Source organism: Limnochorda sp. (assembly GCF_047459355.1).
Classification (GTDB): domain Bacteria; phylum Bacillota; class Limnochordia; order Limnochordales; family Limnochordaceae; genus Limnochorda.
The window spans coordinates 95,668-121,546 of record NZ_VSCV01000001.1; the positions used below are offsets into that span (position 1 = coordinate 95,668).

The following is a 25,879-nucleotide window of genomic DNA, read 5'->3' on the forward strand; positions in this document are numbered from 1 at the left end:
TCTGGATGGCTCTGGCAGGCCTGGCGCTGGCCGGGCTGGCCTGGGTGGCGGGCTGGCCGGCGGGGGCGTTGGGGATCCTTTTGGGCACACCCATCGGCCTGATCAATCACGCCTTGACCATGCCTCTGGCCCGAGGCAGGGCCGAGGACCGGCTGACCAAGAGCCTCGCCTGGCGGCTGCCCCTCCGGTTGGTGCTGGCGGCGGCAGGGTTGGTTGTCGGGTACCGGATCAGCCTCGACACCATGATCGGGGTGGCGGTGGGCGCCACCCTCGAGGTTCTCTTCTACACCCTGACGGCCATCCTCACCCTTCTCCGCTCCGTTGGTGGGAGGTCCCGATCCAGGCATGATTGAAGCGTTACAGCACGTCATTGCGCACGTTCTCCGCTACGAGGTCTTCCGCATTGGGCCCGTGGTGATCACCTCCACCGTTGTGACCACATGGGTGGCGATGGCGCTCCTGCTGGGCCTGGTCTATCTCCTCACCCGGCGGGGCTTCGAGGAGCGGCCCCGGGGGGCCCAAGCTTTCCTGGAGATTGTCGTCGAGTTTTTCTACGGCATGGCGGAGCAGTTCATGGGCCGCGAGGGCCGGAAGTATGCCTGGCTCTATGGCGGCCTTTTCATCGCCATTCTCTTCCTGAACTATGCCTGGATGATTCCCGGCGCGATCCCGCCCACCAGTGATCTGATGACCCCCGTCGCCCTGGCGGTGGTGGCCGTCCCCATGACCTGGGTCTGCGCTGTCCGGAAGAAGGGTGTCAAGGGGTGGCTCCGCCACTTCATCTTGCCGTCGGTGGCCCTGCTCCCGCTCAACATTCTCGAGCAGCTGGTCCGGATCTTTTCGCTCAGTGTTCGTCTCTTTGGCAACATGTTTGGCGAGGAGATGGTGACCATGACCCTGGGCACCATGCTCCCGCTCTTTGGCCCCCTGCCCATCATGGCCCTTGGCCTCATCTTCGGGGCCGTGCAGGCCTACGTCTTCAGCGTCCTCACGGTGAGCTACCTCGCTGAGATGGTGCAAGGGCATTGAATGCGGTCCGAGAACGGTCGCAGCACGCGCCGCGATTTGGAAGGGAGGGAAACCGGTGGAGTTTCTCACGGTAGCACTGGCCGTCGCGTTGCCGGCGATGGTCTCCGCCTTCAGCCAGGGATGGGCGACCACCCGTGCTATGGACAACATGGGCCGTCAGCCCGAAGCAGCCGGTGACATCCGCTCGACGCTCCTGGTGGCGCTGGCGTTCATGGAGGCCTTGACCCTTTTCGCCATGATCGTCGCCATCCTCATTTGGACCAAGGTCTGATGGGGTGGGAGCGGTTGGCGGGTGGGGCCGCCGGCGGTGCCGGCGGCCCTCCCCTGGCGGCTTGGGAGCAAGGAGAGGGGTAGCGACCCGTGTTCGACTGGACCTTCGTGGTCCACGCCGCGGCTGAGGGCGAGGCGGTCAACCCCCTCAGCTTCGACTTGTGGACCTTTCTGTTTCAATTGATCAACGTGGCTGTCGTCCTGGTGGCCCTCTACTACATGCTCTTCCGCCCCCTGGGGAACATGATCCGGGCTCGGGAGGAGAAGGTGGCCCGGACCCTGGATGAGGCGAGCGACGCCAGGCAACGGGCGGCCGAGCTGGAAGCCCGCTACGAGCAGAAGCTGAAGGAGGCCCAGCGGGAGATCCAGCGGATGATGGAGGAGGCCCAGCAGGCGTCGGAACGGCGTCGCCAGGAGCTGCTGGCCCAGGCTCAGGCGGAGGCGGAGCAGACCCTCCAGCGGGCCAAGGAGGAGATTGCTCGGGAGCGGGAGCTGGCGGTGGCGGCCATCCGCCAGGAGATGGCCAGCTTGGCCGTGGCGGCCGCCAGCCAGGTGGTGGGCCGTTCCCTCAATGATGAGGACCAGCGTCGCCTGGTGGAGGAGTTCCTTGAGAAGACCGGGTCGGTGAAGGGCTCATGAGGGGGGGCAAGCTGGCCCGGCGGTACGCCCAGGCCCTGGCCGAGCTGGCCGCGGAGCGGGGCCTCCTGGAATCGATCGTGGCCGGGGCGCAGCTGGTGGGGGAGGTCCTCCAGCAGGAGCCCTCCCTGGTCTGGGCTCTGGCCGATGAACGGGTGCCGCTGGAGGAGCGCCTCAGCCGCCTGCGGGAGCTCTTCGGGGACCGGCTCCCGCCGCTTTTCCACCACTTCTTCCGGCTGGTGCTCACCAAGGGGCGGGCCCCGATCCTGCCCGAGATCTGCACCGAGATCCCCCATGCGGCCGACCGCCTGCAGGGGGTGGTGGAGGCGGACGTGACCGTCGCCAAGCCCCTGCCCGAGGACCAGCAGGAGGCGCTCCGGCTGCGCCTGGAGGAGCTCACCGGCCAGACGGTCCGGCTGGTGGTCCAGGAGGATCCCAGCCTCCTGGGCGGCGTGGTGGTCCGGATGGGGGATTTGGTCCTGGACGGGAGCGTGGCGACGCGGCTGAAGCGCCTGGAAGCACAGCTCCGGAACTGACAGGTAGCGGGAGCGACAGGATGGGGTGAGGGCATGGCCATTCGGCCCGATGAGATTACAGCGATTCTGAAGCAGCAGATCGAGCGCTTTGAGCGGGAGATCGACGTTCAAAACGTGGGCACCGTCATCAGCGTCGGTGACGGCGTGGCCCGGGTCTGGGGCCTGGAGGATGCGGTGGCCAGCGAGCTCCTCGAGTTCCCCGGAGGCGTCTACGGCATCGCCCTCAACTTGGAGGAGGACAACATCGGCGCCGTCCTCCTGGGCCCCTACACCCAGATCAAGGAGGGTGACACCGTCCGGCGGACGGGCCGGGTGGTGGAGGTGCCCGTCGGGGAGGCTCTGCTGGGCCGGGTGGTCAACCCCCTGGGCCAGCCCTTGGACGGCAAGGGGCCCATCGAGACCGACCGGTTCCGGCCCATTGAGGCCCGGGCACCCGGCGTAGTGGACCGTCAGAACGTGAAGGAGCCCCTCCAGACCGGCCTGAAGGCCATCGACTCCATGATCCCCATCGGCCGCGGCCAGCGGGAGCTGATCATCGGCGACCGGCAGACGGGGAAGACGGCCCTGGCGGTGGACACCATCATCAACCAGCGGGACCAGGATGTCATCTGCATCTATGTGGCCATCGGCCAGAAAGCCTCGACGGTGGCCGGCGTGGTCCAGGCGCTGGAGCGGCACGACGCCATGAAGTACACCATCGTGGTCTCCGCCACCGCGGCCGACCCCGCGCCCCTGCTCTACATCGCTCCCTACGCCGGCTGCGCCATGGGTGAGGAGTTCATGTATCAGGGCAAGGACGTGCTGGTGGTCTACGACGACCTCTCCAAGCACGCCGCCGCCTACCGGGAGCTCTCCCTCATCCTCCGGCGGCCGCCCGGACGGGAAGCCTTCCCCGGTGACGTCTTCTACCTGCACTCGCGGCTTCTGGAGCGGGCGGCTAAGCTGAGCGACGAGCTGGGTGGGGGCTCGCTGACCGCGCTCCCCATCGTGGAGACCCAGGCCAACGACATCTCGGCCTACATCCCGACCAACGTCATCTCCATCACCGACGGCCAGATCTACCTGGAACCCGACCTCTTCTACGCCGGCATCCGGCCCGCCATCAACGTGGGCCGGTCCGTCAGCCGGGTGGGCGGCGACGCTCAGGTGAAGGCCATGCGCCAGGTGGCCGGCCGCCTGCGCCTCGACCTCTCCCAGTACCGGGAGCTGGCGGCCTTCGCCCAGTTCGGGTCGGACCTGGACCGGGCCACTCAGGCCCAACTGGCCCGGGGCGAGCGGATGACGGAGATTCTCAAGCAGGAGCAGTACGCGCCCATGCCCGTGGAGGAGCAGGTGGCCATCATCTTCGCGGGCGTGAACGGGCTCCTGGACGATCTGGCGACGGAGCTCATCCGGCCCTTTGAGAAGGCGTTCCTGGAGCACCTCCGCACCGAAAAGCCCGAGATCCTCCAGGAGATCCGGGAGAAGAAGGTCCTGGACGCCTCCCTCGAGGAGCGCTTGAAGGACGCGGTGCTCCAGTTCAAGGAGCGCTTCCGGAGCAGCCAGCCGTAAGGAGCTAAGACCATGGCACACGGAGCACGTGAGATCAGGCGGCGCATCGCCAGCATCCAATCGACCCAGCAGATCACCAAGGCCATGGAGATGGTGGCCGCCGCCCGGCTCCGCCGGAGCCAGGGCCGGGTGCTCTCGGCCAGGCCCTTCGCCGACAAGCTCCATGCCGTGCTGGCCCGGGCGGTGGCGGCGGTGGACGCCTCCCGCTACCGCCATCCCCTGCTGGAGGCGCCCGAGCCCCATCGGCCGCCCCTCTACGTGGTGATCACCGCCGATCGGGGCCTGGCGGGCCCCTACAACGCCAACGTGATCCGCTACGCCGTCAACCTGCGGGAGCAGCACCCGGAGATGGGCGTGGTGGTGGTGGGGCGGCGGGGTCGGGACGCCTTCCAGCGGCTGGGTTGGGAGCTGGAAGGGGTCTTCCTCCACCTGGGGGACGAGGTCCCCTTCAGCGCGGCGCAGGAGATCGCCCGGCTGGTGAGCCAGGCCTTCATGGACGGCCGGTACGCCTCGGTCCACCTGGTCTACAACGCTTTTGTCAACACGGTCACCCACCCGACGGTGGAGGTGACCCTCCTGCCCATCGAAACCGCCGCCCAAGCGGCGGAGGTGGGCGACGGTGGCTCGGGCGAGCCCGAGGAGACAGTGGAGGCGTACCTCTACGAGCCGTCGCCCCAGGCGGTCCTGGACATCCTGCTCCCCCGGTTTGTGGACGTGGCCGTCTACCAGGCCCTCCTGGAGGCGAAGACCAGCGAATTCGCCAGCCGCATGACGGCCATGAAGAATGCTTCGGAGAACGCCCAGGAGCTCATCCGGGAGCTGACCCTCTCCCTCAACCGGGCGCGGCAGGCGGGGATTACCACGGAGATTACAGAGATTGTGGGCGGCGCGGAAGCGCTGGCGGAGTGACCGCCGGCGGCGCGCGGTGTTCGAGGAGGAAGGCCAATGAACCCTCAGAGCGAGCATATGGGCCGGATCACCCAGATCTTGGGCGCGGTGGTGGACGTGGAGTTCCCGCCGGGGCAGCTGCCTGCGCTGTACAACGCCCTCCACGTCCTGCCCCGGAACGGCTCCGGGGGCGACCCCACCCGGCCCCAGCTGGTCTTGGAAGTCCAGCAGCACCTGGGCAACAACACGGCTCGCTGTGTCGCCATGGACTCCACCGATGGGCTGCAGCGGGGCCAGCTGGTGCTGGATACGGGCGCGCCCATCACCGTGCCGGTGGGACCGGAGGTGCTGGGGCGGCTCTTCAACGTCCTGGGTGAGACCATCGACGGCAAGGGGCCGGTCCAGGCCAAGGAGCGGTACCCCATCCACCGCCGCCCGCCCTCGGTGGACGAGGTGGAGCCGGCCAACCAGATCCTGGAGACGGGGATCAAGGTGATTGACCTCCTCGCCCCCTACCCCCGGGGCGGGAAGGTGGGCCTCTTCGGCGGCGCCGGGGTGGGCAAGACCGTGCTCATCCAGGAGCTGATCCGGAACATCGCCTACGAGCACGGCGGCTACTCGGTCTTCGCCGGGGTGGGCGAGCGGACCCGGGAAGGGACCCAGCTCTACCAGGAGATGATCGAGTCGGGGGTCATCGACAAGACGGCCATGGTCTACGGCCAGATGAACGAGCCCCCCGGCGCCCGGCTCCGGGTGGCCTTGACCGGCCTCACCCTGGCCGAGTACTTCCGGGATGTGGAAGGCCAGGACGTGCTCCTCTTCATCGACAACATCTTCCGGTTCGTCCAGGCAGGCTCGGAGGTGTCCGCCCTCCTGGGCCGCATGCCCTCAGCCGTGGGCTACCAGCCCACGCTGGCCACCGAGATGGGCCAGCTCCAGGAGCGGATTGTGACCACCAAGCGGGGGTCTATCACCTCCATCCAGGCGGTCTACGTCCCGGCCGACGACTACACCGACCCGGCCCCCGCCACCACCTTCGCCCACCTGGACGCCACCACCAACCTGGAGCGGCGCATTGCGGAGCGGGGGATCTACCCGGCGGTGGACCCCCTGGCCTCCACGTCGCGGCTTCTGGCCCCGGAGATCGTGGGCGAGGAGCACTACCAGGTGGCCCGGGGCGTCCAGCAGGTCCTCCAGCGGTACAAGGAGCTCCAGGACATCATCGCCATCCTGGGCATCGACGAGCTCTCTGACGAAGACAAGCTGGTGGTGGCCCGGGCGCGGAAGATCGAGCGCTTCCTCTCCCAGCCCTTCTTCGTCGCGGAGCAGTTCACGGGCACCCCGGGGGTGTACGTCCCTGTCTCCGAGACGGTGCGGGGCTTCAAGGAGATCCTGGAGGGCAAGCACGACGACCTGCCTGAGGTGGCCTTCTACATGGTGGGCACCATCGATGACGCGGTCGCCAAGGCCAAGGAGCTGGAGAAGGCCTGATGGAGCGCCTGCTGGAGCTGGAAGTGATCACCGCGGAACGGCGGGTCCTCCACGAACGGGCGGAGTCCATCATCCTGCCCGCGGCCAACGGGTACCTGGGCATCCTGCCCGGCCATGCGCCCATGATCGCCGGGTTGACGGTGGGGGTCCTCCAGTTCGGCCCCTACGGCAACGAGAAGCGGCGGATGGCCATCAGCGGTGGCTTCGCGGAGGTCGCCCACGACCGGGTGACGGTGCTGGCCGATACGGCCGAGCTGGCGGAGGAGATCGACCTGGAGCGGGCCCTGCGGGCCAGAGCCCGGGCGGAGGAGCGGCTCCGGAGCCGCCGGCCCGACATCGACTACCACCGGGCGGAGATGGCCCTCCGGCGGGCCCTCAACCGGATCAAGGCCGCCCAGGGCTGAGGATCCCCCGACCGGCGCTTCTCCTCGGACGGTGGCGCTCTTCGGGTCAGGGCCGGCATCATGCCGGCCCTGCGCCGTTCCTGCTCCCTCTGTCTGCCTGCCCTCGCCCACGCCCAGCCTTCGGAACCAACCCCTCGCCCCTGGTGAACCTCTCGCCGGCCCGTCGGTATAGCCCTGCGGCCTGCTGGCAAGAATAGGCACGCACGGCAGGACGTGCAGGGGAGAGGATGACCGTGGACCGGGGCCTCGCTCCAGAGACAGGCGCCGCAGGAGCTCGGGAACCCTCCCGCCCCCCAGTGGGACGGCGCCTGCGGCAGAGCCTCATCCAAGCCGCGCTGGCCACCCTCGTCCTCCTGCTGCTCCAAGGGGCGGGCGGTCGGCTGGAGAAGCCAGCGGGTCTCTTTGATCGCGCCATCCTTGCCTTCCAGACGTCGACAGCCCACCTGGTGGCCTACGATCTCGGCGCCGGCAGCCGCCTTCCCGTGGAGGGCGCCGGGTTTCGGGGCTTGGAGCGGCTTCTGGACCGGGTCTGGCAAGCGCTGGCTCGAGGGGGCGAGCCCGATCACAGGGTGGCTACCCGGGAGGGGGACCTCCTGCTCCTGAGGGGGACCAGGGAGACGGCGTGGGGGCGCTGGCAGGTGACCGTTCTCCGGGAGGACGGCGCCCCCTGGGCGACGGTCTGGGTGCGGGCGACGGGAACCTCGCCGGAAGGTCTCCACCACCAGGCCCGCCAGCTGGTGCGGGGCTCAGGCCGGCTCCAACCGGCCGCGGGGCGGTGGCTCTACGTCCGCTTGGAAGGACGGTATCCCACGCCCTTGAGCGGACCGGCCCGCCAGGTGGTGGGGGCGAGCCTCGCCCGGACCCTGGGGCCCGATCCTTCCCTCCGCATCCACCTGACGGCCGTTGACCAGACAACACAGCTCGTCATCGAGTCTGCGGGCCCTTCCCCGGCGGACCTGCCGCTGCCAACCTACGCTCAAGCGAGGTGAGTCTTCATGCGGGAAAGGCTGAAAGCCCTCTGGCAGCAGGCCCGCATCCCCGCGGGAAGCGGGTGGAGCCGGCTGAGCCGTGCCAGCCGCCGCCTGGGGCGGGGGCTCGGTTGGGCCTTGGCCTGGGCCGCCAGGGGCTTGGGCAGGGCCCTGCGGAACACCTTCAGCTGGCAGGGCGGGCTGCTGGCGGCTCGCTGGATCGTGGTCCTGACGGTGGTGGCAGGCCTGGGCTACTTCCTGGGCCGGTCCCGGCCCGACCTGGTGCCGGCCATGCCCTGGGAGGCGGCCGACGGGGAGCGGATGGTCCAGAGCCCCACCCTCGTGGCGCCCCGGACGGATGACATCCTTTCGGGGGTGGATGAGATCCTCCCCGCGGCCGACTCGGGGCCCGGGCTCCCTGAAGCCCCCCTCGATCCGGTGAGCGTGGAGGCCCCTGGTCCTTTCCAGGGCCCCCAGGTCCCCGGTGGGGAAGCGGCTGAGGCGAGCCAGGCCAGCCCGGCGGCCATCCCCCTGGCCGATCTCTCCCAGATGACCCTCCCCGTCACGGGCAGCCTGGGCCAGGCGTACGCCTGGCGGCGGGATCCGGGTACCCAGGCGTGGCGCCTCCACGACGGCGTCGACTTGATCGCCGGTCCCAGGCAGCTGGTGGTGGCCGCGCTGCCCGGGCGGGTGGTCCGGGTCTTCCCGCTGGCCACCGGCGGTCTGGGGGTCTGGGTGGAGCACAGCGGGGGGTGGACCACTCGGTATGAATCCCTCAGTGAGGTCTTCGTGGTGGAAGGCCAGGCCGTCGCCCAGGGTCAGGCCGTCGGCCGGGTGGGCCGGCTGGATGACGGGCTGAGCCTCGGGGTCCACTTCAGCCTCTACCGGGACGGCCAGCCCCACGACCCGGCCCGGTTTCTCCCGGCCCTTCGTCCCTGAGGCCTGGGGGCCCGGCCTCTGGCCGGGCCCTCGGCCGCCTGGCCGCCCCGAGGCTCGGGGGCCTCCCCCGGACTCGGGCCCCTCCCGCCCGGGTCATTCAGGCTCCGCATAAAGGTGGGCCCCCGGAGGTCCGGCGCGGGTGGGGGAAGGGGCTCCTGGTGCGCCTTTCCCGTCGCGCCCCAGCATATTCACCGGCGCCCCACATAGACATGGACCACAGGAGGCGGCGAGGGGGCGCGGCGATGCGGGAGTACATCAGGAAAAGGGTTCTGGAGATCAGCGCCTACATCGTCGACACCAACGCGACGGTGAGGCAGGCGGCCAGCGTCTTCGGCGTCAGCAAGTCCACCGTGCATAAAGATGTCACTGAGCGGTTGCCGCGGGTGAATGCGGAGCTGGCCCTCCGGGTGAAGCGGGTCTTGGAGCGGAACAAGGCGGAGCGGCACATCCGGGGGGGCGAGGCGACCCGCCAGAAGTACCGGGGGGAGCGGAAAGTCTCCTGAACTCTGCCCCACAGCCAAAAGGGGTGACTTTTCGGCACGATCCGGCATAAGGGAAGGATTTACCAGGCCCAGGCTCGAAACTGTGGCCAGCCCAAGGGGGATTGGGAGGACGATCCAGGGTGGCACTCTTCAGCCGGGGCATCGGGATTGATCTGGGCACAGCCAATCTTGTGGTCTATGTGGAAGGGAAAGGCATTCTCCTGCAGGAGCCGTCGGTGGTGGCCGTCCGGGTCGAGGATGGCGAGTTGGTCGCCGTCGGCGAGGAAGCCTACCAGATGATGGGGCGGACCCCGGGGGTCTACGAGACGGTCCACCCCCTGCAAGACGGGGTGATCGCCCACTTCGACCTCACCCAGAAACTCCTGGTCCACGCCATGCAGCGGGCCCTGGGGCGGATCCCCCTGGTCCGCCCTGACGTGGTCGTCTGCATTCCCGCAGGGATCACCAGTGTGGAACGGCGGGCGGTGGTGGACGCGGTCCTTGCTGCGGGGGCCCGCCACTGCGAGCTGATCAGCGAGCCCATGGCCGCCGCCTTGGGCGCCGGCTTGGAGGTGACCCACCCCCGGGGCCGGATGGTGATCGACGCCGGCGGCGGCACCACCGACATCGCCGTCCTCTCCATGGGCCAGGAGGTGGTGGCCACCTCCATCCGGGTGGGGAGCACCGACTTTGACTCGGCCATCGCCCGCCACTTGGAGCGGACCCACCAGCTGGTGGTCGGCCCCCGCACGGCCGAGCAGCTGAAGATCCAGGTGGGGGCGGCCCGGCCCACCTCTGAGGTCCGGGCTCTGGAGGTGAGCGGCTTCCACCGGCCCTCGGGCCTGCCCAAGCGCCTCCAGGTGACCAGCGATGAGCTCTTCCCCGCGTTGGACGAGCCCATCCAGGCCATCCTCGACGGGATCCGCTGGGTGCTGGAGCGGACGCCGCCGGAGATGGCGGCGGACATCTACGAGGATGGGATCCTCCTGACGGGCGGCGGGGCCCTCCTGCGCGACTTCCCCGAACGGGTGGCCGACGAGCTGGGCGTACCCACCCGGCTGGCCGAGGATCCCTTGACGTGCGTCGCCCGGGGGACGTGGGCGGCCCTGGAGATGGTCCGCCGCCGGGGCAAGGAGCTCCCCTCCCTCTTTGTGGGCGAGGCGGCCACGACCCGGGAGTGAGGCCAGCCCGCCTCCTTCTGGCTTGACAGCGCGCTCAAGGATCGCTCCCGCTTGCCGATGATGGAACCAGACACTCCCTCGGGACCTTTGGCTTGATCGGCAGGTTCGGTGCGGGCCTGGAAGGAAGGAGGGCGTCCGCTTGCTGCGCGGCTTGTACACCGCCGCCTCAGGGATGCTGGCCCAAGCGGTCCGCTTGGAGCTGGAGACCAACAACCTGGCCAACGTCTCCACCACGGGGTACAAGGCGGATCAGGCTGAGCTGGTCAGCTTCCCCACCCTCTTGCTCCGCCGGGTGGGGGGCGAAGGAGGGGATCCTGAGCCGCTCCATCCCCTGGGAGTGGAGGTGCGCACCCGGCCTGAGGGCCTGGACCGGCTCCCCTTCCGGGAGGCGCCGGTGGTGGGCCCCCTGGGCACCGGTGTGTATGTGGAGGGGGTCTACACCTCCTTCCAGCAAGGCCCCTTGCGGGAGACGGGCAACCCCCTGGACCTGGCCTTGGAGGGTCCGGGGTTCTTCGCGCTGGAGACGCCGGCGGGCGTCCGCTACACCCGGGCGGGCAGCTTCGTCCTGGACAGCGAGGGCTACCTGGCTGACCTTCGGGGGAACCGGGTCTTGGGGGTGGACGGGCCCATCCAGGTCGGCTTGGAAGGGGCGGTCGCCGTCGGCCAGGATGGCACGGTCTTTGTGGACGGGGCCCTGGTGGGCCAGCTGTTGATTGTGGATTTCGCCGACCCCAACGGGGAGCTGCGGAAGGAGGGGGCGACCCTCTTGGCCCCTCTGGAGGGCGCGGAACCTCTGGCGGCCGACGGGACCCGGGTGGCCCAGGGGATGCTCGAGGGTTCGACGGTTCAGGTGGTGGAGAGCCTGGTCCGCCTCATTGAGCTGCAGCGGGCCTACGAGTCGAGCCAGCGGGTGGTCCGCTCCTACGACGAGACCTTGGATCAGACGGTGAATGAGCTGGGACGGATCTAACGGGCAGGCAGGCACGTGGCTTGGGGGAGAGGGCTGAGGCTGGACCGCGTGGCGGAGGTCTCTCGCCACTGACCGATCGAGGTGGCGACCTTTCCCCTTGACCTGCCTCCCGAGCACGGGAGGGAGACCGATGCTTCGCTCGCTTTGGACGGCTGCCTCAGGGATGGCGGGGCAGCAGTTCAACATCGACACCATCTCCAACAACCTGGCCAACGTCAACACCACCGGGTACAAGAAGAACCGGGTGGATTTCGAAGACCTCCTCTACCAGACGGTCCGCTTCGCCGGCACCCCCGTCACCGCCGGCGCCCAGATCCCCGTGGGGCTCCAGGTGGGCCACGGGGTGCGGCCCATCGCCACCCAGAAAATCTTCACGCCCGGGTCCTTCAAGCAGACGGAGAACCCCCTGGATCTGGCCATCGAGGGGGACGGCTTCTTCCAGGTGCTCCTGCCGGACGGCACCATCGCCTACACCCGGGACGGCTCCTTCAAGCGGGACGGCCTGGGCCGGATCGTCACCTCCGACGGCTTCGCCCTCGAGCCGGAGATCATCATCCCGGAAGACGCCGTCGATGTGACCATCGGTTCCGACGGGACCGTCTCCGTCCTCTTGCCCGGTGACAGTGAACCCCAGATGGTGGGCCAGATCGAGCTGGTCCGGTTCGTCAACCCCGCGGGCTTGAGCAGCCTGGGCCGGAACCTCTACGTGGAGACGGCCGCTTCGGGCCCGCCCATGGTGAGCACACCGGGCTTGGACGGTTTCGGCACCCTGGCCCAGGGCTGGCTGGAGATGTCCAACGTCCAGGTGGTGGAGGAGATGGTCAACCTGATCATCGCCCAGCGGGCGTACGAGACCAACTCCCGGGCCATCCAAGCTTCCGATGAGATGCTGCAGACGGCCAACAGCTTGAGGCGGTAGCCCTTGAGGGGGTAGGAGGGAAGACCATGACCCGTCGCGGTGAGCAAGGGTGGCGTTCGGTTTTGGGCGCGCTCTTGCTGCTCGTGGTGCTGGCGGCACCCGGTGAACCGGCGGCGGGCGCGTCTTCGGAGGAGCCGGCCATCCCTGAGGGCCCGGCCCGGGTGATCCTGCCCGAGGTGGTGGAGGTGCCGGGCGGGACCGTCACCCTGGGCGATGTGGCCCAGATCGAAGGGCCGCCCGAGCTCGTCGACCGGTTGGCTCAGGTGCCGGTGGGGGCGGCGCCCCTGCCGGGCCGGAGCCGTTGGCTGGCCACGGGCTACCTGGCCGTCCGTTTCCGGCAGGCGGGGATCGACCCCGACCAGGTGGTGGTGGACGGGCCTGAGCGGGTGCAGCTGGTCACGCCGGCCGCCCCCGCCAGCACCGCCCCCACCAGCCCAGCCCCCCGCGGGCTGGAGCCGGGGGTGAGCCCGGCGGTGGGGGCGGGCCCGCCCCTGGTGGCCCGGGACGAGCAGGTCACCCTGGAGGCGGTGGCCGGCAGCGTGGTGGTCCAGGTGCCCGCCCGGGCCCTGGCTCCCGGCCGTCTGGGCGAGCGGATCCGGGTGCGCAACCTGACCAGCGGCCTGGACGTGGAGGCGGTGGTGGTCGGCCCGGGCTGGGTCCGGGTCGAGGCAGGCAGCGAGACCGGGTGGGGTGAGGAGGTGCCGCAGTGAGAGACGGTGGGTCCCTAAAGAGGCGGCGGCGGGTCCAGGCGCTCCTGATCGCGGCCAGCGTGCTGCTCGCCGGTGTCGGGTGGGCTCCCAGAGCGGCCGCCCAATCCCTCTGGCCGGTGGAGGGGGCGCCCTCCCTCTTCGCCGACCGGAAGGCGAGCCGGACGGGGGACCTGGTCACCCTGGTCATCCAGGAGTGGACCGAGGGGCGCCAGTCGGCAGTGACGAGCACCAGCAGCGACCACCAGACGTCTCTTTCCCCGGCGAGCGTGCTCACCCAGTGGATCCCCGGGCTGAGCCTGTCGGCCAGCCAGAGTGGCGAGGGCAACGGGAGCACCCGGCGGGGCAGCTCCCTGGAAGCCCGGCTGACGGCCCGGGTGGTGGAGGTGACCCCTGAAGGGAACCTCCGCATCGAGGGGAGCCGGGAGATCGTCATCAACGGGGACAAGCAGCGCCTGACCATCACGGGCCTGGTCCGGCCTGAGGACATCAGCGCCAACAACACCGTCCTCTCCTCGTACTTGGCCGATGCCAGGATCGAGCTGGACGGCGAGGGGCCCGTGGGCGACCTGCAGGATCCGGGCCTCTTGACCCGGCTCTTCAACTGGCTCTTTTAGCGCTGGTGGAGGGGCGGGCTCCGGGAGGGGTGAGACCAGTGATCACGGTGGGACGTGCAAACGAGCAGGCCTGGCTTGGGGCGGCGCTGGTGACGCTCCTGGGCCTCCTCCTGGCGGCGGCCTTCCTTCCGGGCCCGGTTGGCGCCCAGGCCGAGGCCGCCTTCGCCCTGGGCGATCCGGTGGTCCGGATCAAAGAATTGGTGGAAGTGGAGGGCGTCCGGCCCAACCAGCTGGTGGGCTTGGGCCTGGTGGTGGGCCTGAACGGCACGGGCGATTCCCAGCGGAATGAGGCCAACGTCCGCATGGTGGCCAACATGTTGGAGCGGTTCGGGCTCCGGGTGGAGCCCCGGGACCTCATCCTCCGGAACGTGGCGGCCGTCACCGTCACCGCGGAGCTGCCTCCCTTCGCCCGTCCGGGGAGCACCATCGATGTGACCGTCGCCTCCTTCGGCGACGCCCGGAGCCTGGCGGGAGGGCTCCTCCTGCAGACACCCCTCCTGGGCGCCGATGGCCAGGTCTACGCGGTGGCCCAAGGTTCCCTCACCCTGGGCGGCGGCACCTCCAGCCGCTACGCCCGCACCAGCTCCGTCCACCCCCTGGTGGCCGTCCTTCCCGGCGGGGCCTACGTGGAGCGGGCGGTACCGGGAGCCGTCTTGCCCTCGGAGCTCCGCCTCCTCCTCCGGCGGCCCGACTTCATCACCGCCAGTCGGATCGTGGCCGCCATCGAGGAGGCGTACGGCCCAGGGACGGCGGTGGCCGAGGACAGCGGGAGCATCCGGCTCATCCCGCCTGACGCGCTGGCCCAGCGGGCCGTCGACTTCCTGGCCGACGTGTTGGAGCTGACGGTCGTCCCCGACAGCGGCGGCCGGGTGGTGGTCGATGAGCGGACGGGGACGGTGGTCATCGGGCACCGGGTCCGCATTTCGCCCGTGGCCGTCGCCCACCGGGGCGTTCAGGTGGAGGTGGGCCGGTCCGCCCGCCGGGCCAATCCGGGGGAGGCGGTCCACCTCCTGGACGGCGGCACCGTGGACGAGCTGGTGGCCGCCCTCAACGCGGCCGGGGCCGGGCCCGACGACCTGGTAGCCATTCTCCGGGCCGTGGCTGAAGCGGGCGCGCTCCACGGCCAGCTGGAGGTCCGGTGAGCATGGATCCGCTCGGGTATCTTCCCGCCCCGCTGTCCTCCTGGCGGCCCGCCCGGCCCGATCCCCCTCGCTCCCGCCAGGAGGCGGAGACAGTCGCCCGGGAGCTGGAAGCCGTCTTCCTATCCGAACTCCTCAAGAGCCTCGAGGCCACCCTCCCCAGCGGGAGCCTTCTGGGCCCCGGGGGGTCCCCCATCCGGGCGGGACTGGTCCGGGACGAGCTGGCCCGCTTCTTGGCCCAGCAGGGCGGCATTGGCCTGGCTGACGTGATCCTGAACAGCCTGGACCTGCCCCCTGAGGGTGGGGAGGAGAGTGGCGAGCCCTCCGAGAAACTCTAACCCAGCCTTTCGATGCCAGCGCGTCCCGACGCTGGGCGGGGAGTGTGGTCTGACTGGTGGATGGTGAGGCCCGTCGGTCGGTGAGCCAGCCAGGGCGGTGGTGGGTGGCCCCCCTGCTGATCTGGCTGGTCTTCTCGTGCTTGGGGGTCGCCCTGCCCCATCCGGCGGCCGGGGCGGGAGCCGGCGGGCAGCTCCAGATCGGAGAGCCGTGGGAGATCTGGGTGGGGTACGGGGTCCGTTTCGGGCTGCTCACCATCGAGACGCCCGCTGGGCCCGCCCGGGCCCAGTACCTCCGGGTGGATACCCGTCTGGACGGGGTCCAGGTCCGGCCCGTGCTGGCTGGGGCCACCCTGGAGGGCCGGGCCACGGTGGGTCAGATGGTCCGGGAGCACGGCGCCTTGGCCGGGGTGAATGGCACCTATTTCGCCGCCGGCCGCCCCTTGGGTCTCCTTCTCCTGGACGGCCAGATGCACAGCCAGCCCATCCTCTCCCGGACGGCCCTATTCTTTGGCCGGGGGCCCTTCGGCGAGGCCCGCTGGTGGATCGGCCCCGCCACCTTCCAAGGGGAGGTGGCGGGCCGGGAGGGGACCCGCCCCCTGGCGGCCGTCAACCGGGCGCCGGGCATCCAGGAGCTGGCCGTTTTCACCCCCCTGGCCGGCGCGGTGGCCCGGGTGCCTGAGGGCGGGGCCGCCTGGGCAGTGGTGGACGGCCAGGTGGTGGCCACGTCCGTGGGGGAGTCCCTGCCCATTCCGCCCGACGGGTACGTCATCGTGGCCGGTGCCCAGGCCGAGGCGCCGTGGCCCGTGATGCCCGGGATCCCCTTGGAGGCCCGGTGGGGCCTGGCGGAGGCGATCCCCCTGGACCACCTGGAGTGGGCAGTGGGGGGTGGGCCCCGCTTGCTGCGGGCCGGGCGTGTGGATGTGACCGCGGAGGCCGAGCGGTTTCAGCCCGACGTGGCCCGGAGCCGGGCACCCCGGACGGCAGCCGGCGTGGACAGTCGGGGCCGGCTCATCCTGCTCACCGTCAACGGGCGTCAGGCCTCCAGCGTCGGCCTCACCCTGACCGAACTGGCCGAGGTCATGGCCTCCCTGGGCGCCCAGGACGCGCTCAACCTGGACGGCGGCGGGTCCAGCACCATGGTGCTTCGCGGCGACTTGTTCAATCTTCCGTCCGACGGGCGGGAGCGACCTGTGGCCAACGCGCTCTTGGTCTTCACCGATCGCTGATTCCCGCCTCCCGGAGAGAGGGAGAGATCCATGCCCTTCACAAGGCTGAAGGCGCACGCGCTTTGGCTCCTGGTAGCGGCCCTCCTGGGCCTGACAGCGCCGGCAGGGGCCGCCCCCATCTGGAACGGCCAGCTCTTCCCCGTGGAAGAGGTGGCGCCCGGTCTCCGGGGGACGGGGTACACCGTCATCGGGGGAACGGATATCGAAGCCTTTGACGTTCTCTTCCTCGGGGTCCTCCCCGGGGCGGGGCCGGCGGGTGACCTCCTCCTGGTGGAGACGTCCGGCCCCCTCATCGAGCAGACAGGCGGCATCGCCTCCGGCATGAGCGGCAGCCCTGTCTTCGTGGACGGCCGCTTGGTGGGCGCCATCGCCTACGGCTTTGGCTACGCCGATCACCGGATCGGCCTGGTGACGCCCATCGGCGACATGCTCCGGGTTCTGGAGCGGATGGGGGCTGAGGACGCGGCGGCCCAGGCGCCCTCGCCCGCGGGACCCCGCCAGGTAGCCTTCGCTCCCGATGAGGCCACGGCCGCCCAGCTTCTCGCCCAACTGCCGCCAGGCACCGAGGTGCTGGTCCCCCTGGCCACGCCGCTGATGGCGGGCGGGTTCGGGCCCCGGGCCCTCCACCTGGTGGAGGGGTGGGCGAAGCGGCTCCCTGGGGGTCCCTTCCTCACCGTGCCCACAGGGACGGCCCCCGCCTCGGTCCAGCCGGGGACGGTCTCTTTCCAGCCGGGGAGCGCCTTTGGCGTCCAGCTCCTGGGCGGTGATGTGAGCCTCTCGGCCCTGGGTACCGTCACCTGGACCGATGGGGACCGGTTCCTGGGGCTGGGCCATCCCTTCCTCAACGGGGGCGCCGTCCATTGGGTGACCAGCGGCGCCGCCATCCTCCGGACCGTCTCCAGTGCCCAGATGCCCTTCAAGGTGGGCGTGGTGACCGACCCGGCGGGCACCCTGACCCAGGACCGGGCGGCCGGGGTGGCCGGGCGCTTGGGCCCCCTCCCCGAGCGGGTCCAGGTGGCGGTCCGGGTCACTGACCTGGACCATCCCCAGGGGGAGACCCCCCAACGGTTCAGCTTCTGGGCCGTGGACGACCCCTGGCTCCTGCCCGATCTGGTCACCGTCGGGGTCCTCCAGGCCCTGGACCAGGGGATCGACCGCATCGGCCCCGGTACCGCCCGGGTCCTCTTCCGCCTGGAGGCGGAGAGCCTCCCCCAAACCCTGGTCCGGGACAACATGGTCTACTCCGAATCGGACGTCTCCGCCCTGGCCGTGGGCGAGCTCCTGGAAGGGGTGGAGCTGCTGGCGGCCAATCCCTTCCGGGAAGTGCCCCTCCGCCGGGTGGAGGTGGAAGCCCGCATCACCCGCCAGCCCCAAGTGGCCCAGATCGTGGAGGTTCGCCCCGCGGCCACCCGGGTGGCCGCCGGCGACTCGGTCCTCATCGAGGTGGAGCTCCAGACCTACCGGGGCCCCCGGGAGACGCGGGCGATCCGCCTCACCATCCCGCCGGGCACCCCCGCCGGCCGGGTGGCGGTGACGGTCCGGGGTGGGTATAGCACCAGCCCTTCGGCCGTGGTCCATGCTGAGCTCTTTGCCGAGGAGAAAACGGGCGAGCCGGTGGAGGAAGGTCTCCCCCTGCCCGAGGGCGGCTCCCTGGAGGAGCAGCTGGAGACCTTCCGGACCCGGGAGCGGAACTACGAGCTGGTGGCCGAGTTCTACCCGCCCTTCGGCCCGCTGCCGCCGGCGGAGTCCCAGGCCGGCGCGGAGAACCCGGCCCGGACCGAAGGGGAGGGGGCGCCGATGGCGGAGGAGGATCGGGACCAGCCCCGCAGCCATCAGCCCAGCCTGCCCGGCAACGGGAAGCCTGTCCAGGCCCGCCTGGCCACCGACTGGGTCATCCGGGGATCGGACCAGTTCGAGCTGGAGATCGTCGAGCCAGTCCAGGAAGAGGAACCCGCGGCAGAGGCTCCCGGTTCCACCCCCTTCTGACTCCCGGAACAGGAATTACAGGCCCTTTTCCGGGAGGATGGGTCTGGGCCGCCACGAACCTATGGCTTGGCGCCGGCTCGAGCCGGGCCGGGGACCTTCACCCTGGAGCTGCCAACGACGAGTGGGGGCGTTCACGTGCGACCAATGAGGAATCAGACCATGCATCGTCTCAGGATCCTGACCTGGCTGCTGGTGGGGCTGATGATCAGCCTGGGGCCGGCCGCTGCGGTCCAGGCCCAGGAGGCGACGGAGCCCATCGTCCAGTCCATTGCGGTCCGGGGCAACCAGCGGGTCCCGGCCGAGGTGATCCTGGACCAGATCAAGGCCAGCCGCATCGGCCGGCCCGTGGACCCTGAGGCCCTCCAGAAGGATGCCCAAGCCATCCTGGAGCTGGGAACCATTGAGAGCGTCAGCTTCCACATGCCCGTGGTGCCCGGCGGGATCCAGCTGGTCTTCGTGGTGGAGGAGCTGCCCGTCTTGACCCGGGTGGTCCTGGAAGGGCTGGAGGGTCTGGACGAGCAGGCGCTCCTCGCGGAGACGGGGCTGGTGACGGGTGAGGTCCTCGACCTGCACGAGGTTCAGAACGCCCTCGCCACCATCCAGTACCAGGCGCTGGAACAGGAGGGGCTCCTGATCCGGCCCACCCAGACCCCGACCTGGAACGATGAGGGCGTCCTCACCCTCGCCTTCGCGCCTGTCCGGTTGAACGAGATCCGGGTGGAGGGGAACCAGAAGACCCTGGACTACGTCATCCTGCGGGAGATGCGTATCAAGCCCGGGGACCCCATCGACCTGAAGGTGGTCGACCGGGGCTTGCGGGACGTCCTCCAGCTGGGATACTTCGACCAGGTGAGCCGGAGCTTCGCTGAGACGGGCGACCCCGAGACCTTGGACCTGATCGTCCACGTCCAGGAGCGGAAGACAGGGATGGCCAGCCTGGGGGTCACCTGGAGCTCGCCGGGGGGCTTCGGCGGGTATGTGGACGTCTCGGACGTCAACTTCCTGGGCCGGGGCCAGGAGGCGGGCGTGAAGATCTCGGTGGCCCGTTCCTCCAGCGAGTACGAGCTCCGCTTCCGGGAGCCGTACCTGACCGACAGCGGCCTCTCCCTCGGGGTGAGCCTCTTCCACCGGAACCGGGTGGACACCAAGCACCCGTCCCAGAGCTGGTACCACGACCTGGGGCTGAGCCTCAGCCTGGGCCACCCCGTCGGGAGCTACAGCCGCCTCATCGGGACCTTCTCCATGGACACCCGGACCTACGACGAAAAGGCGTACGACCCAGACCTGGGCAGATTTGCCAACAGCAGCTACCGGTCCTTTGAGCTGGCCCTGGCCACCGACACCACCGACCACCCCTTCTTCCCCACGACGGGGTACCGGAACCGGCTCTCGGTCACCTTCGGCGGCGGGCTTCTGGGCGGTGACTGGAGCCACCAGATCTACCAAGAGACCTTCAGCCGCTACATCAAGGTGGGGAGCTCCAACCAGACCCTGGCCTTCCGCCTCAGCACCGGCTGGCTGAACGGCGAGGCCCGGCGGAGCGAGCAGTTCTGGGTGGGCGGCTCCGAGACCCTGCGGGGGTACGACCCCGGCGAGTTCGTGGGGCACGCCAAGCTGGTGGCCAACGCGGAGTACCGGTTCCCCATCGCGGATCAGGTCCAGGGCGTCTTCTTCGTGGACGCGGGCCGGGCGTGGGACTTTGAGAAGGACGAAGCGGTCCGGCTGGCCGACCTGGAGGTGGGGTACGGCTTCGGCATCCGGCTGAACACGCCCATCGGCATGCTCCGCCTCGACTACGGCATGAGCGCCGATCGGCCGGGCCAGCCCTACATCAGCATTGGACAGACCTTCTGACCCGGCACCGGGGGGAAGGGCATCAGAGGAGGGGCCAAGGTGGTACGGGAACATGGAGGGAGCTGGGGGACCGTCGTCGCCAGCCGCGCCGTCGTCGCGCTGCTGGCGGCGCTGGTCTTTCTCGCCCCTGCGGGGGCAGGGGCCCAGGGGGAGGGGCCGGCCGTCGGCTACGTGGACCTGCAGGTGATCCAAGCCCAGTACCTGCTGCCCAACCTGCAGCCGTCTCTGGCCGCACTGGAGCAACGGCTGATCGAACTCCAGGCCAAGTTTGACGAGGAGAGCGTGGGCCTGGACGACGAGGCCAAGCAGGCCCTCTTCAACGTGTACCAGGCGGAGCTCAACGCGCAATCGGCCGGGGTGGAGCGTTTCGAGGAGGAACTGAAGGCCAACATCGCGGCCGCCATCGCCTCGGTGGCCGCCGAGCACGGGGTCTCCACGGTTCTGGCCAAGGACGTGGTCCTCACCGTGACCGGGGACCATGGGCTGCCGCGGGTGATGACCCAGCCGCTGGTCCTCCACGGGGGCATCGATCTGACGGGCCCCGTCCTGCGCCGGTTGGGTGTCCAACTGGCCTCCCCGGAGAACGGTGAGGAAGGATAAGCCTTGCGGCGCCAGGCAGACGCCTCCCGCCTGGGGAGATTACAATAGGTGGAGAGCCCGCGCGCGGGCCAATGGGAAGAGGAGGCGGGACCCTTGGTCGACGAGGCGACGGTCCGTGAAGCCTTGAAGGTGGTCATTGACCCCGAATTGGGCATGAACGTGGTCGATTTGGGGCTGATTTACGGGGTGGAGATCGACGAGGCCAAAGGGCACGTCCACGTGAAGATGACCCTCACCACCCCCGGGTGCCCCCTGTACGCCACCATCAACGATCAGGTCCACGCGGCGGTCAAGCCTCTGCCCGGCGTCAACTCGGTGGAGACGGAGCTGGTCTGGGATCCCCCCTGGACGCCGGAGATGATGAGCGAAGAGGCGAAGCGGCTCCTGCGCTGGGGCATCCGCTGAGACGGGCCAGGCCCAGGAGCGCCAAGGCAGGGAGGCAGGAGGGAGAGCGGTGGAGCGCCACGCGGAGGAGCTGGCCGCCCGGCTGGGGGGCCAGCTGGACGGCCCGGCTGACCTGGTGGTGACGGGGCCCGCCCCCTTGGACGAGGCGGGGCCGCGCCATGTGGCCTATCTGGATCAAGGCCAGCCCTGGGCCCGGGCGGAGCAGAGCCGGGCCGGCCTCCTCCTGGCCCCCCGCAGCCTCCGGGATCAGGTGAAGACGACCCGCCCCGTCATCTGGGTGGACCATCCCCGGGTCGCCTTCGCCCAGGTGCTGGCCCTCTTTCAGGAGCCGGGCTGGTTGGAGGAAGGGATCCATCCCACGGCCTGTGTCGCCCCCGACGCGGAGCTGGGGGAGCGGGTCCGGGTGGGTCCCTACGTCTTTATCGGGCCCGGCGCCCGCATCGGCGCGGGCACCTGGCTCTACCCGGGAGCCCGGGTGGGGCGGGGGGCGGTGGTGGGCCGCGACTGTCTTCTGCGGGAGAACAGCGTGGTGGCCGACCGGGTCCACTTGGGGGACCGGGTCATCCTCCAGCCGGGGGCGGTGGTGGGGGCCGACGGATTTGGCTACGCCACCGACGGAACGGGAACGCACCACAAAATCCCCCATTTGGGCACCGTGGTGGTGGAGGATGATGTGGAGATCGGCGCCAACAGTACCATTGACCGGGGGACCCTGGGGGCGACGGTCATCGGGCGGGGGACCAAGATCGACAACCTGGTCCACGTGGCCCACAACGTCCAGATCGGGGAAAACTGCCTGCTGGTTGCCCAGGTGGGGGTGGCGGGGAGCGCCCGGCTGGGTCGAGGGGTGATCCTGGCGGGCCAGGCGGGCGTCAGCGACCATGTCCGGCTGGCCGACGGGACCATGGTCGCGGCCCAGGCCGGCGTCTTGAAAGATGTGGACGGGGGTCTGGTCTCGGGGCTCCCGGCTCGGCCCCACGGGGAGCAGATGCGGATGCTTGCCGCCCAGCGGCGGGTGCCCCAGCTCTTGCGGGAGGTGGCCGCCCTGCGGGCCGAGGTGGCCCTCCTCCGGGACCAGCTCGCCTTCCTTCGGGGCGAGCGGGCGGGGGAGTCCTTGAGCAGGGACGAGGGGCCGGCACGGGGAACCACGGGGGAAGAGTGAGAGCTTGAGGCGAGTGAGGTGACCTATGTGGTGAGGCAAGGGAGGCGTTGGCGGGGGATTCTGGCCGCCGTGCTGGCTGCCGTGTTCTTCGTTCCCGTCCCGGTGGGGGCCGGGGGGACCACGTCGGGCCTGACGGGTTTGGTGGAGGTGAAGACGGCCGATGTGTTGCCGCCGGAGAGCCTCCGCCTCTCCCTCTACTACAACAGCCAGTCCTCGGCGTTCCAGCCGGCGGTTGCCTTCGGCATCGTGCCGGGGTTGGAGGTGGCGGTCAACGGGTCGACGGGCGGTCGGGGTGGCGACGGCACCCTGGGCTTGGGGGCCAAGATCGGGGTGCTGGCCGAGACCCGGGATCTGCCGGGCCTGGCCCTGGGCTTTACCTGGGGCGGTGTGGACTCCCCCAGCTTCTTCGGCACGTTGAGCAAGCGCCTGAGCAACCTCTGGCGCCTCCACGGGGGTCTCACCACAGGGAGCGACCACCCCTTCTTCATCGGCCTGAGCGGGCTGCTCAACCCCGTCCAGGCGGGGGGCGGTTTCCCGCCCACCACCCTCTTGATTGAGGCCGACGGCGACTCCCTCTTGGTGGGGACCCGCTTCAACCTGGCTGCCGGATTCGACGCGACCTTGGCCCTGCGGAGTCTCGAATCCTTCCAAGTGGGCGTCAGTTACCAAACCAGTTTCTAGAAGCCTCTCATCATCTTTTCCAATCCCGTCGGAGCTTGCCGGGAGCGGCACCACTTGCTGGCCGGGGCCGCTCCCGGTCTGTGTTATAATCCGCGCGGCCCACCACGAAAGGGACGGTGTCCGTGCGGATTCTTCTCCAAGATGGTTTCGGAAAACACTTGATTCTCCTCTGGCTTCTGGCCGCCCTCCTCACCACGGGAGGAGCGTGGGCCGGCGCGCGCGTGGCCAGGGTATACCTCGGCCGGACGGTCGATGAGGCCCTGGGCGACGCTGGGGCCTACGACGCCATCCTCCACTGGCGTTCTGAAACGGCTTTCCAAAGTTTGTCCGAAGCGGAAGAGCTTCTCGCCGCGGCCTACCCCGGCGTCCGGCTCCACCGGGGGCCGGAGGTGGTGGGGAACGCCAACCTCTTCGTGGCCCTTCCTGAGAGCGCCCGGACGGCCGCCGGCCTGGAGGAACTGCCTCAGGCGGTGCGGGAGCTGCCCGGGTACAACGGGATCACCTACCTGGTGGAGCCCTCCATCGATCTGGCGGGGGTGCCCCCGGGCCTGGAAGAGGAGCTGACCCGGCAGGTGGCGGCCATCCCGGGGGTCGCCTTCGTCTTCTGGCACGGAACCACCCTCACCGCCGTTCTGGAGGGAGCGGGGCAGCTCCCTGAGGTCTCCCGCCGGTTGGAGGAGCTGGTGGAGGCCCAGAGCCTGGTGGAGGTCATCCTGGCCCAGGAGGGCCCGGCCGATGCCCAGGCCCTCGCCGATCGCCTGACAGCCGGGACGGGCCTCCCCTTCCACCCGCTGGGTGAGAGCGCGGAAGGGGCCCATCTGGCGGGGGCCGTCGCCCGGCTGGGCCAGCTCCTTCCCCTCCTGCGGGAGGAGACGGGGCTGAAGGCGGCCTTCGGCCAGACGGCCCAGGAGCTGCGGCAACTGGCCCAGGCGGTGGCCGAAGGGCAGGGGGCCGCCCGGTCCGCCATCCAGGCGGGCCAGGAGACGACCGCCCAGATCCAGACCGCGCTCCATCAGGTGGAGAGCCTCCAGGCCCGGGTCGACCAGCTGGCCCAGGAGCTGGCCAGCCCCCAGGGGCGGAGCACCACCCTGGGGCTCCTGGCCCAGATTCTGATGGAGAACCTGGTGGGTGGGACCGCCCAGGCGGCCCCCGGGCGACCGGCCACCCGGGAGGGGGCGGAGGATCCCCTGGCCGCGGTGGAGGCCCTCGACGGGGAGGGGCTGGCCGCCTTCCAGGGCGAGTTGGAGACGCTGCAGGCGAGCCTGGAGGCCATGGATCCGGCGGCCTTGGAGGCGGCCGCGGGCCGGTTGGAGGCGGCCATGGACCGTCTCCCTGAGTTGACCGACCAAGAGGTGGAGGAGCTGGCCGGTCTCCTTGCCCAATGGGGCTCGGACCTGGGCGAGTCGGGCGAGCGCCTCGCCTTCCTGGTGACGGGACCCGTGGCGGCAGAAGCCCTAACCCAAAGGATTGAAGACGCGCTGGGCGATGAGCAGCAGGGGGTGCGGGTGCTTCCTCCGGCAGCGGTGCGGCCCAGCCCCCGGGCCAGCCTGATGCAGATGCTCCACCAGGCCCAGGGGCTGGTAGCGGGGCTGTTGGTCATCGGGTTGGGCGGGGCCCATCTCCTCCTGGACCTGTCGGTCATCCGCCAGGGGGCCCGCACCTTGGGCCGCCTCCAGCCCCGTCGGCCCGCAGGACGGCAGGGGACCCGACCCCTCCGGCGCTGGAGCAGGGGGGGTTTCGACGGAACCTGGTGGCTCGCCATGGTCTGGGGCGGCTCCCTCCTGACGGTGGCCGCCACCCTCTCGGGGGCCCAGCTGCCGTGGGTGGACGGGAAGGGTACCTTCCTGCTGGGCGCGGTCCTGGCCCTCCTCGCCTGGGCCCTGGCGGGCCGGATCAACCCCGTCCGGGCCGAAGAGGTGGAGCTGGCGGTGGCGGCCGGGCTGACCCCCGTCCAGGTGATGGAGGCGGTCATCCTGCCCGAGGCCCGCCCCTCCCTGCTGGGCCTGATGACCCGGAATGGGCGGCTCCTGGAGGGGCCGGGCGATCCCCGGCGGCCCTTCTGGGCCCGGCTGGGCGAGACGATCCGAGGAAGGAGGCGGATCCATGGCGACGGCCACGGAGCGGGTCCCGGGCGCCCCTGAGCGGCTCCTGGGCGAGGAGGTCCTGCGGGTGCGGGGCCTGGTCAAGCGGTTCGGCTCCACCCAGGCCATCCGGGGTGTCGATTTGGAGGTCCGGTCCGGCGAGGTGGTGGTCCTCCTAGGGCCCAGCGGCTGCGGCAAGTCCACCCTTCTGCGGTGCATTGCCGGCCTGGAAGGGCCCGACCAGGGGACGGTGACCATCGGCGGGCTGGACGTGGCCGAACTGACCCCTCGGGAGCTGCCGCTCCTCCGGCGCCGGATCGGCTTTGTCTTCCAGGGATCCCATCTGGTCCGGCGGCTCACCGCCCGTCAGAACGTGGCCCTGGGCCTGGTGGCCGGGGGAACGCCCCGGGATGAGGCCTTGGCCCAGGCCGACGGGGCCCTGGAGCAGGTGGGGATGGCCTGGGCCGCGGAGCGGCTGCCCGATCAGCTCTCCGGGGGCGAGCGCCAGCGGGTGGCCATCGCCCGGGCCCTGGTGAACGACCCGCTCCTGATGCTCTGGGACGAGCCCACCGCCTCCCTGGACCCGGTGGTCGCCCACGAGATCCTCCAGCTGATGGAGCAGGTGGTGGCCCAGACGGAGCGGGCCATGCTGATGGTCACCCACCAGGTGGGCTTCGCCCGCCTGGTCGCCCACCGGCTGGTCTTCATGGACGGCGGCCGGGTGGTGGAGGCGGGGCCGCCCGAGGAGGTGCTGGCCCACCCCACCTCCCCCGTGGCCCGGCGCTACCAGGCCCTCCTGGGGGCGTGAGGGACGGGCTG

General features: G+C 70.3%; 28 protein-coding genes. All 28 read left to right on the forward strand.

Features of this window, described 5'->3' with window-relative positions; genetic code table 11:
* Window positions 1-5: 5 nt before the first annotated feature.
* The 28 genes from FWJ67_RS00505 (at window position 6) to FWJ67_RS00640 (ending at window position 25,868) form a co-directional block, all read left to right on the forward strand.
* Entirely contained in the window at window positions 6-353 is a 348-nt protein-coding gene (locus tag FWJ67_RS00505) for a hypothetical protein (protein WP_304173862.1), read from the forward strand.
* Complete coding sequence (gene atpB, locus FWJ67_RS00510; protein ID WP_414481810.1) at window positions 346-1,029, forward strand: F0F1 ATP synthase subunit A; 684 nt, start codon at window positions 346-348, stop codon at window positions 1,027-1,029. Before FWJ67_RS00505 ends, atpB begins: the two co-directional genes overlap by 8 nt.
* A gap of 55 nt (window positions 1,030-1,084) precedes the next feature.
* Window positions 1,085-1,300 (forward strand): ATP synthase F0 subunit C, encoded by a 216-nt coding sequence (locus FWJ67_RS00515; RefSeq protein WP_414481809.1) that lies wholly within the window; start codon window positions 1,085-1,087, stop codon window positions 1,298-1,300.
* An 89-nt stretch (window positions 1,301-1,389) separates the two neighbouring features.
* Entirely contained in the window at window positions 1,390-1,938 is a 549-nt protein-coding gene (gene atpF / locus FWJ67_RS00520) for a F0F1 ATP synthase subunit B (RefSeq protein WP_304173869.1), read from the forward strand.
* Window positions 1,935-2,471 (forward strand): ATP synthase F1 subunit delta, encoded by a 537-nt coding sequence (gene atpH, locus FWJ67_RS00525; RefSeq protein WP_304173871.1) that lies wholly within the window; start codon window positions 1,935-1,937, stop codon window positions 2,469-2,471. Before atpF ends, atpH begins: the two co-directional genes overlap by 4 nt.
* A 33-nt stretch (window positions 2,472-2,504) precedes the next feature.
* Window positions 2,505-4,022, forward strand: coding sequence for a F0F1 ATP synthase subunit alpha (atpA, locus tag FWJ67_RS00530; protein ID WP_304173873.1), 1,518 nt, complete (start codon window positions 2,505-2,507; stop codon window positions 4,020-4,022).
* A gap of 12 nt (window positions 4,023-4,034) precedes the next feature.
* On the forward strand, window positions 4,035-4,931 hold the full coding sequence (atpG, locus tag FWJ67_RS00535; RefSeq protein ID WP_304173875.1) for an ATP synthase F1 subunit gamma: 897 nt from the start codon (window positions 4,035-4,037) through the stop codon (window positions 4,929-4,931).
* 36 nt (window positions 4,932-4,967) lie between these two features.
* The gene (atpD, locus tag FWJ67_RS00540) at window positions 4,968-6,401 is read left to right on the forward strand and encodes a F0F1 ATP synthase subunit beta (protein ID WP_304173877.1); all 1,434 of its coding nucleotides are present in this window, start codon (window positions 4,968-4,970) and stop codon (window positions 6,399-6,401) included.
* Complete coding sequence (locus FWJ67_RS00545) at window positions 6,401-6,805, forward strand: F0F1 ATP synthase subunit epsilon (RefSeq protein ID WP_304173879.1); 405 nt, start codon at window positions 6,401-6,403, stop codon at window positions 6,803-6,805. The genes atpD and FWJ67_RS00545 overlap by 1 nt, the downstream gene beginning before the upstream one ends.
* Before the next feature lie 296 nt (window positions 6,806-7,101).
* Window positions 7,102-7,794 (forward strand): hypothetical protein, encoded by a 693-nt coding sequence (locus tag FWJ67_RS00550; RefSeq protein WP_304173881.1) that lies wholly within the window; start codon window positions 7,102-7,104, stop codon window positions 7,792-7,794.
* 6 nt (window positions 7,795-7,800) lie between these two features.
* Entirely contained in the window at window positions 7,801-8,712 is a 912-nt protein-coding gene (locus FWJ67_RS00555; RefSeq protein WP_304173883.1) for a M23 family metallopeptidase, read from the forward strand.
* 242 nt (window positions 8,713-8,954) lie between these two features.
* Complete coding sequence (spoIIID, locus tag FWJ67_RS00560) at window positions 8,955-9,215, forward strand: sporulation transcriptional regulator SpoIIID (protein ID WP_414481808.1); 261 nt, start codon at window positions 8,955-8,957, stop codon at window positions 9,213-9,215.
* Window positions 9,216-9,334: 119 nt separating this feature from the next.
* Window positions 9,335-10,375, forward strand: coding sequence for a rod shape-determining protein (locus FWJ67_RS00565; protein WP_304173887.1), 1,041 nt, complete (start codon window positions 9,335-9,337; stop codon window positions 10,373-10,375).
* Between the two features lie 139 nt (window positions 10,376-10,514).
* Window positions 10,515-11,345 carry a flagellar basal-body rod protein FlgF gene (flgF, locus tag FWJ67_RS00570; protein ID WP_304173889.1) on the forward strand — a complete coding sequence of 277 codons (831 nt, stop codon included), beginning with the start codon at window positions 10,515-10,517 and terminating at the stop codon, window positions 11,343-11,345.
* A gap of 130 nt (window positions 11,346-11,475) precedes the next feature.
* Window positions 11,476-12,264 (forward strand): flagellar basal-body rod protein FlgG, encoded by a 789-nt coding sequence (gene flgG, locus FWJ67_RS00575; protein ID WP_304173892.1) that lies wholly within the window; start codon window positions 11,476-11,478, stop codon window positions 12,262-12,264.
* Window positions 12,265-12,290: 26 nt separating this feature from the next.
* Complete coding sequence (locus FWJ67_RS00580) at window positions 12,291-12,974, forward strand: flagella basal body P-ring formation protein FlgA (protein WP_414481807.1); 684 nt, start codon at window positions 12,291-12,293, stop codon at window positions 12,972-12,974.
* Window positions 12,971-13,588: a flagellar basal body L-ring protein FlgH gene (locus FWJ67_RS00585; RefSeq protein ID WP_304173896.1), complete on the forward strand. Its 618-nt coding sequence runs from the start codon at window positions 12,971-12,973 to the stop codon at window positions 13,586-13,588. The genes FWJ67_RS00580 and FWJ67_RS00585 overlap by 4 nt, the downstream gene beginning before the upstream one ends.
* A 29-nt stretch (window positions 13,589-13,617) precedes the next feature.
* Entirely contained in the window at window positions 13,618-14,730 is a 1,113-nt protein-coding gene (locus tag FWJ67_RS00590; RefSeq protein ID WP_304173898.1) for a flagellar basal body P-ring protein FlgI, read from the forward strand.
* 2 nt (window positions 14,731-14,732) lie between these two features.
* A complete protein-coding gene (locus FWJ67_RS00595) occupies window positions 14,733-15,065 on the forward strand; it encodes a hypothetical protein (protein ID WP_304173900.1) in 333 nt (110 codons plus the stop codon).
* A gap of 104 nt (window positions 15,066-15,169) precedes the next feature.
* A complete protein-coding gene (locus FWJ67_RS00600) occupies window positions 15,170-16,291 on the forward strand; it encodes a phosphodiester glycosidase family protein (RefSeq protein WP_414481805.1) in 1,122 nt (373 codons plus the stop codon).
* A 30-nt stretch (window positions 16,292-16,321) separates the two neighbouring features.
* Window positions 16,322-18,277 (forward strand): SpoIVB peptidase S55 domain-containing protein, encoded by a 1,956-nt coding sequence (locus FWJ67_RS00605; protein WP_414481804.1) that lies wholly within the window; start codon window positions 16,322-16,324, stop codon window positions 18,275-18,277.
* A gap of 159 nt (window positions 18,278-18,436) precedes the next feature.
* The gene (locus FWJ67_RS00610) at window positions 18,437-20,131 is read left to right on the forward strand and encodes an outer membrane protein assembly factor (protein WP_414482516.1); all 1,695 of its coding nucleotides are present in this window, start codon (window positions 18,437-18,439) and stop codon (window positions 20,129-20,131) included.
* Window positions 20,132-20,170: 39 nt separating this feature from the next.
* On the forward strand, window positions 20,171-20,731 hold the full coding sequence (locus tag FWJ67_RS00615) for a hypothetical protein (protein ID WP_304172190.1): 561 nt from the start codon (window positions 20,171-20,173) through the stop codon (window positions 20,729-20,731).
* Between the two features lie 93 nt (window positions 20,732-20,824).
* Entirely contained in the window at window positions 20,825-21,136 is a 312-nt protein-coding gene (locus tag FWJ67_RS00620; protein ID WP_304172188.1) for a metal-sulfur cluster assembly factor, read from the forward strand.
* A gap of 49 nt (window positions 21,137-21,185) precedes the next feature.
* Window positions 21,186-22,298: a UDP-3-O-(3-hydroxymyristoyl)glucosamine N-acyltransferase gene (lpxD, locus tag FWJ67_RS00625; protein ID WP_304172187.1), complete on the forward strand. Its 1,113-nt coding sequence runs from the start codon at window positions 21,186-21,188 to the stop codon at window positions 22,296-22,298.
* Between the two features lie 18 nt (window positions 22,299-22,316).
* Entirely contained in the window at window positions 22,317-22,979 is a 663-nt protein-coding gene (locus FWJ67_RS00630; protein WP_304172185.1) for a hypothetical protein, read from the forward strand.
* Between the two features lie 221 nt (window positions 22,980-23,200).
* Window positions 23,201-25,120, forward strand: a complete 1,920-nt coding sequence (locus tag FWJ67_RS00635) for a hypothetical protein (protein WP_414482517.1) — start codon at window positions 23,201-23,203, stop codon at window positions 25,118-25,120.
* The gene (locus tag FWJ67_RS00640) at window positions 25,083-25,868 is read left to right on the forward strand and encodes an amino acid ABC transporter ATP-binding protein (RefSeq protein ID WP_304172181.1); all 786 of its coding nucleotides are present in this window, start codon (window positions 25,083-25,085) and stop codon (window positions 25,866-25,868) included. The genes FWJ67_RS00635 and FWJ67_RS00640 overlap by 38 nt, the downstream gene beginning before the upstream one ends.
* Window positions 25,869-25,879: the final 11 nt, after the last annotated feature.

Bases quoted from the DNA above. Each gene is read 5' to 3' on its own strand.
- FWJ67_RS00505 (WP_304173862.1), top strand. From the start codon at position 6: ATGGCTCTGGCAGGCCTGGCGCTGGCCGGGCTGGCCTGGGTGGCGGGC.
- atpB (WP_414481810.1), top strand. From the start codon at position 346: ATGATTGAAGCGTTACAGCACGTCATTGCGCACGTTCTCCGCTACGAG.
- atpH (WP_304173871.1), top strand. From the start codon at position 1,935: ATGAGGGGGGGCAAGCTGGCCCGGCGGTACGCCCAGGCCCTGGCCGAG.
- atpA (WP_304173873.1), top strand. From the start codon at position 2,505: ATGGCCATTCGGCCCGATGAGATTACAGCGATTCTGAAGCAGCAGATC.
- atpG (WP_304173875.1), top strand. From the start codon at position 4,035: ATGGCACACGGAGCACGTGAGATCAGGCGGCGCATCGCCAGCATCCAA.
- atpD (WP_304173877.1), top strand. From the start codon at position 4,968: ATGAACCCTCAGAGCGAGCATATGGGCCGGATCACCCAGATCTTGGGC.
- FWJ67_RS00545 (WP_304173879.1), top strand. From the start codon at position 6,401: ATGGAGCGCCTGCTGGAGCTGGAAGTGATCACCGCGGAACGGCGGGTC.
- FWJ67_RS00555 (WP_304173883.1), top strand. From the start codon at position 7,801: ATGCGGGAAAGGCTGAAAGCCCTCTGGCAGCAGGCCCGCATCCCCGCG.
- spoIIID (WP_414481808.1), top strand. From the start codon at position 8,955: ATGCGGGAGTACATCAGGAAAAGGGTTCTGGAGATCAGCGCCTACATC.
- flgG (WP_304173892.1), top strand. From the start codon at position 11,476: ATGCTTCGCTCGCTTTGGACGGCTGCCTCAGGGATGGCGGGGCAGCAG.
- FWJ67_RS00580 (WP_414481807.1), top strand. From the start codon at position 12,291: ATGACCCGTCGCGGTGAGCAAGGGTGGCGTTCGGTTTTGGGCGCGCTC.
- FWJ67_RS00595 (WP_304173900.1), top strand. From the start codon at position 14,733: ATGGATCCGCTCGGGTATCTTCCCGCCCCGCTGTCCTCCTGGCGGCCC.
- FWJ67_RS00605 (WP_414481804.1), top strand. From the start codon at position 16,322: ATGCCCTTCACAAGGCTGAAGGCGCACGCGCTTTGGCTCCTGGTAGCG.
- FWJ67_RS00610 (WP_414482516.1), top strand. From the start codon at position 18,437: ATGCATCGTCTCAGGATCCTGACCTGGCTGCTGGTGGGGCTGATGATC.
- FWJ67_RS00640 (WP_304172181.1), top strand. From the start codon at position 25,083: ATGGCGACGGCCACGGAGCGGGTCCCGGGCGCCCCTGAGCGGCTCCTG.